Genomic DNA, 5,673 nt, shown 5'->3' on the forward strand with positions numbered 1-5,673 from the left:
GAACGTGAACATCTCTTTTAAACTGAAAATCCTTCCGCAAAAGATACAGCGCAGAGCCCGGCCCGAAGGGAAACGCCATAAATAGTTTTATTATTGAATGTTTAGGTGTTGTAAATCAATATGTTGTGTTTTTGTTCTTTTTAGAATTTTTTATTATCAACGTCATTTATAAATTGAATTACGCCATTCATAAAGATTTTTTGATCGTCCCACATGGCTAAATGACTTCCGTTTGGGCAGTATAAATAACGCCCTTTTTTAACTAATTTGCTTTGCTCTTCCATTGCTTTTGGGTCCATTGTGTCATATTTTGCACCAATCATAAGTGTAGGAATTGTAATTTCGTGGAGTCTGTTTTTGATATCCCACTTTGATAATCTTCCGCTAATACCGAATTCACTTGGGCCTTGCATTAGAGTATAAATTTCTCCATTTACATGTTTGCTGGCACGATTTAATCCGTCAGGCCATTCTTTTAATCTACATAAATGTTCTTTGTAAAAATTTGGGATTAGTAATTCCATATATCTTGGATTATTAAAATCTTTTTTAGCTTCTAAAGCTCTTATTTCTGCAAGAATTTCGGGTTTCATTTGCTTGGCTAAAACGTCTTCAGCATATTTTCCATATTCTGGCGCACTTGCCATCATATTAGATATTAATAAGCCTTTCATGTTTTGCTGATATTTTAAGGCATATTCCATAGCTAATATTCCTCCCCAGGAATTTCCTAAAACATAGAAATTATCTTTATCTGCATTTATCGCTTTCCGTACTTGTTCAACTTCATCAACAAATCTGTCAGTTGTCCATAAACTGCTGTCTTTTGGCTGATCGCTGTAATAGGAGCCTAATTGATCATATTCGTAAAATTCAAAACCTTCTCGCTGAAAAAATGTTTCAAAACATTCCATATATTCGTGTGTCATCGCTGGACCACCATGTAATAAAAGTATTTTTATTTTTGGATTATTTCCAAAGCGTTTTGTCCAGACTTTAAATTCACCAACTGGTGTTTTTATTGGAATCATTTTCACACCTGCGGCTTCTACATTATTATCTTTATTATAGGTGAAATATTCAGCTAATGCTGTAGACTGGTTTTCTTTTTTGCATGAAGTTATCATTGCAATTACTAGAATGAGTATAATACGACGCATATTTTAAAATTTTATGGTTTTAGGTTGAATTTGTGTTGTCTAAAATACAAATTTATAATAGACGTTTGAAAAATAGATTGTTGCCGAAATTTTGAATGCAATTTTAAGCCTAGAAGTTTATCGAAGATTGAATTTTTAGCTAAGATTTTTTTGTTTTTAATTTATGATTTGAATTTTTAAAAGCAATATTTTATTCAAAATTGAATAGTTATCTTTGTAAAAATGATTACGTACAATTAGTGCTGTATACTAAAATTAGCAATATATTAAAATGAGCAATAAATTTACTGTTGGAAGTCTATATGCCGGTATTGGAGGGATTTGTTTAGGATTTAAAAAATCAGGTTTTGATTTACTTTGGGCAAATGAATATGATAAAAACGCCTGTATAACTTACAAAGAAAACTTCAAACATAATTTAATTGAAGGTGATGTTTTGCAGCTTAATTTAGATGGAATTCCTAAAATTGATGTCTTGACTGCAGGATTTCCATGTCAGCCTTTTTCGGTTGCTGGTTATAGAAAAGGTTTTGACGACAATAGAGGAAATCATTTTTTTAGAATATTAGATTTTGTGGACACCATGAGACCTAAAGTTGTATTTCTGGAGAACGTAAAGAATCTTGTTAATCACGATCATGGAAATACGATGAAGGTAATTGAGAAATCTTTGCGTGACAGAAAATATTCTTTTCAGTATAAAGTTTTGAATACTAAAGATTATGGAAATATTCCGCATAACAGAGAGCGTATTTTTATAGTTGCTTTTGATACATTAGAAATTGAAAATCCGGAAGCTGTTTTTGAATTTCCAAAAGAAGATAAATTGACTAAAACGATAAAAGATTTAGTTATCAATGAAAAAGTAGAAGACGATTTTTATTATAAAGAAGATCGCTATATGTTCGATATGCTTCAAAAAGAAATGACTTCAGATAAAACAGTTTATCAATTTAGAAGACAATATGTGAGAGAAAATAAATCGAATGTTTGTCCTACTTTGACTGCTAATATGGGAACTGGTGGTCACAATGTACCTTTAATAAAAACCGATTTTGGATTTAGAAAACTTACGCCTAGAGAATGTCTAAGATTTCAAGGTTTTCCGGACGAATTTAGAATTCCTAAAATTGCAAATTCTCATTTGTACAAACAAGCTGGAAACTCTGTAAGTGTGCCAGTTATTGAAGCGGTGTCAAAGAATATAATGAAGGTTTTGAAATCATCAAAAAAATAATGATTTTTTGGCTATCGAAGACTTTTTAAAAGTTCGTTTATATCTTGCATGTCGCCACATTGTATATAATAGTTTTTTGAATCCATTTTTGTGTATTCATTTAAAATGGAATTTTGTGGTAATATATTATTGTCAGCAATGGCTTGTATTAAATTCTCAGTGGTACAATATCCTGCAATATCATAACTCCAAGTTTGTGAGAAAATAATTTCTTCAATATCAATTTTTGGAATAATGTCATTGTACATTAATTTTTTGCTTCGGAATGCCTTTTTGATATCTGGGTTAATTCTTACTAGAATAAAATAGTCATATAAATTTGCTGATCCATTATTTAGATTTGGAAGATATTGACCATTATTTGACCAATCTTTGGTTTCGAGTAATAGTAGGTTAGATTGCGATGCGGCCGATTTTACATTGATTTTTTTATCATAAATTTCTAAATCTGTATCATCCCAAATTCCTTCACCATAGATTCCAAAGTCTGGTTCGTTGCAAACGATAGATTTTGATTTAAAGAAATTATAAAGCACAATTTCAGCTAATTTTCCCTGGAAAGTATTGCAAAATTTCTCTCCATTTTTTCTTCCGTATTGGCCACCGGTTCTAGTTGATCTATGATGGCCATTGCCAAAACACATTTCGTATGCAAAATTTAGAACATTTTTTAAATTGTCTTCATTAATTGCGATCCCTTTAAATGGCTTTTTGTTGTTGACAAAATAATAATCTCCATTTGCTCTTTTTTGGTAATCTAGTTTCATATTCTTCTAGTTTCGGCAACTTGGGCAATAATATTCCAGTTTTCTTTATATTGTTTTAATGTGTTTAGATTAATACTGGTGATTTCATGTTCTTCTAAACTATCAACGTAGTTCATAGGAATGAGATAGCAAATCCCAATTTCTTTATCAACTGCAACGTAGATGTCACAATCTGCAGACGTAATTCTTTTTCCTTTATTTGTTATGTGAGTATGATCAATTCCTTGTCCACCGCGATCTCTGTCTTTAAAACTTATAGCATTACTGCTTGAAACTCCTTTAATTTGAAGTCGTAACAATATATTATTAAAATCGACTACAGCATCATATCTACTGGAGCGAACATCAACATTTGAGCAGTTATATCCTGCCAGAATCGCGCGTGCCAGAAATAAAAATTGTGCACTGTCTCCAGCGTTGGCAGTCATTACTCCGGTATTTATATTTAAAAGATTCGTAGGAAATCCGTTTGAAAAAATAAAATCATACTGTTTTTCTATTATTTTTCTTAAAGATGTTTTTGCATATCCAAATTGATGCTGGTTTGAGACACTTTTCTGGATGAAACTTAAAGAATTATTGATGAACTCTTCTTTATTTATTTCATTAATCAAACTGCTTTGCAATACTTCATCATAAAAAGATTGAAGATCTGATTTTGCGATATAATATTGATCTGCAATTTCGATTATTTTGGCTTTTATAAAATTTCTTTCTGTAAAATCTTTTATAAGCTGATTGCTAAACTCTTGTTCATTTAATCTTGTAATGAAATAGCCTTTTAAGAAAGTTTTTAAATTGGTTATTGAGCCAAAAAGAGCTAATCCTTCTTTGTTTAAGCTGAAATTGGCTTGGTTTATTTCTTTTATATTTTGCTGTATATAAGTTGTTTGAGGATCAGTCATTTGTAATGAAATTAGATAATCTTTTAAAATTGTATAATAATAAAAATAGCTTACTAGCAGCTTTTTAGGTGAAATACGAATTTACTTATAAAATTTAAAGAAGCATACGTTGAAGATGATATATTTTGTAAAAAACAAAACCCCTTCATTCTTTATGAAGGGGATTCCTGTTGTTTTTCTGCAATTGGGTATTTCTTTCTGCGGTAATTTGAAAAATTTAAGCTTTAGATGCTGGATTCGATTATTTTAAAAAGCTATAATTTTGAAGTTTTTATTTACTGTTTTTTTGTGATAATGAAGTTTTAAAATTCTACGTTGCAAATGATTTTTGATTTGAAAAGGAATTGCTTCTGTAGCACTTTCTCATAAAACTAGTTACAAATCTTTCGTTTTTTTTTAAACATTAGATATACCAATTTTTTAAGATACTAACTCTATATATTTAATGTTTTCAATATCAAATGCTTGAACGTCTACAACTATTTTTAAATGTTCTGTGAATTTTTTTGTAAATGTTTTGTATAGGACTGTATTTTGGTAAAGATATATGAATCCATTAATAGATCTAATTTCAAAAACATACGTTGGAGCAACGTTTAGCCACCAGTTCAACCATAATGGACCATTATTTGGAACCATATGATTCTGATCTTCGGTATCAATGCTTGAACCTCTATAATTAGTGACACTTACAGAATTATAATTTTTAATATCGCACCATAGTTCTTCGGAATTATCACTTATTTTCCTAAAAGATAAGCCATTTTGTGTATTAAAGTTAGGATAACCTAATGGAGATTTTTTAACATTAAATCTAACAGAAAAATTTTTTGTATGGTCTATGAGTTTGTTCCAACGAGCAGCTCCGCCACTATTCATTGCGGTAATTTTTACAGAGCCTTTTTCATTTAAATTAATTGAACCACTTATATTTTCCCAATCTCCTGTATTTGGTTCATAAATGGTTCCTAAAATAATAGATAATGCATTTGGGAAAACAACAGAAATTCCATTATTTAATGTAATAGTAAAGTTTCCTTCTAGTGAGCCAGTAGTGATATTCACTTTTATTAAATTGTCATTTATAAAAGTTACATAGTTTACGGTTTGTCCTGTAATAGTGACAGTCATTAACGGAGTAAAGAAAGCCCCCATAATGGTTAAGTCACCAGTGCTGTTTGGTAAAAAAGAAGGGAATGCTTCTCCCAAAAATGGAGCCTGAAAGTTTGGCAAAGTATACATTTTCAAATTCCCATTCGCATCTGTACCCAAAAATTTATTAGTTGACGATTGACCATCATTACGAGTTGAAGGATAATTACTCAATTTTAAATCTTTATTTAAAAATTCAGTAGTTTCAATAACATTAGCTGTTGTTATGGCAGGCTGGCCGATACCAAAGGAACGGCCTCTTAAATTCAATTCAAATGTTCGTCCTGTATCGCTGGTTGTGAATTTTACAATCTCATTGGGGCCAACAACAAGAACTGGATTTAAAGCATTTATATAAGTTACAAATCCTGCTGTATTTTGAGTTGCTAAAACTGTTGATACTATTGTTTTTACAGTAGTAGTAATATTTGATAATTCTGAAAGTTTATTGA

5 protein-coding genes are annotated in these 5,673 nt (G+C 30.4%); 1 reads left to right on the plus strand and 4 read right to left on the minus strand.

Annotated elements, in window-relative coordinates; translation table 11 throughout:
• Positions 1-140 precede the first annotated feature (140 nt).
• Positions 141-1,160 carry a proline-specific peptidase family protein gene (locus GKZ88_RS22225; RefSeq protein ID WP_155104495.1) on the minus strand — a complete coding sequence of 340 codons (1,020 nt, stop codon included), beginning with the start codon at positions 1,158-1,160 and terminating at the stop codon, positions 141-143.
• A gap of 271 nt (positions 1,161-1,431) precedes the next feature.
• Between GKZ88_RS22225 and dcm the strand changes: the two genes are divergently transcribed.
• Positions 1,432-2,397, plus strand: a complete 966-nt coding sequence (dcm, locus tag GKZ88_RS22230) for a DNA (cytosine-5-)-methyltransferase (RefSeq protein WP_155104496.1) — start codon at positions 1,432-1,434, stop codon at positions 2,395-2,397.
• 11 nt (positions 2,398-2,408) lie between these two features.
• Here dcm and GKZ88_RS22235 read toward each other — a convergent pair whose 3' ends face one another.
• From GKZ88_RS22235 to GKZ88_RS22380, 3 genes are all read right to left on the minus strand, one after another.
• Positions 2,409-3,164: a hypothetical protein gene (locus GKZ88_RS22235; RefSeq protein WP_155104497.1), complete on the minus strand. Its 756-nt coding sequence runs from the start codon at positions 3,162-3,164 to the stop codon at positions 2,409-2,411.
• Complete coding sequence (locus tag GKZ88_RS22240) at positions 3,161-4,069, minus strand: group I intron-associated PD-(D/E)XK endonuclease (RefSeq protein WP_196216508.1); 909 nt, start codon at positions 4,067-4,069, stop codon at positions 3,161-3,163. Before GKZ88_RS22240 ends, GKZ88_RS22235 begins: the two co-directional genes overlap by 4 nt.
• Positions 4,070-4,489: 420 nt before the next feature.
• On the minus strand, positions 4,490-5,673 hold a 1,184-nt coding region (locus tag GKZ88_RS22380), incomplete at its 5' end, for a hypothetical protein (RefSeq protein ID WP_196216509.1).

It is taken from the genome of Flavobacterium sp. LC2016-01 (assembly GCF_009711135.1).
Classification (GTDB): Bacteria; Bacteroidota; Bacteroidia; order Flavobacteriales; family Flavobacteriaceae; genus Flavobacterium.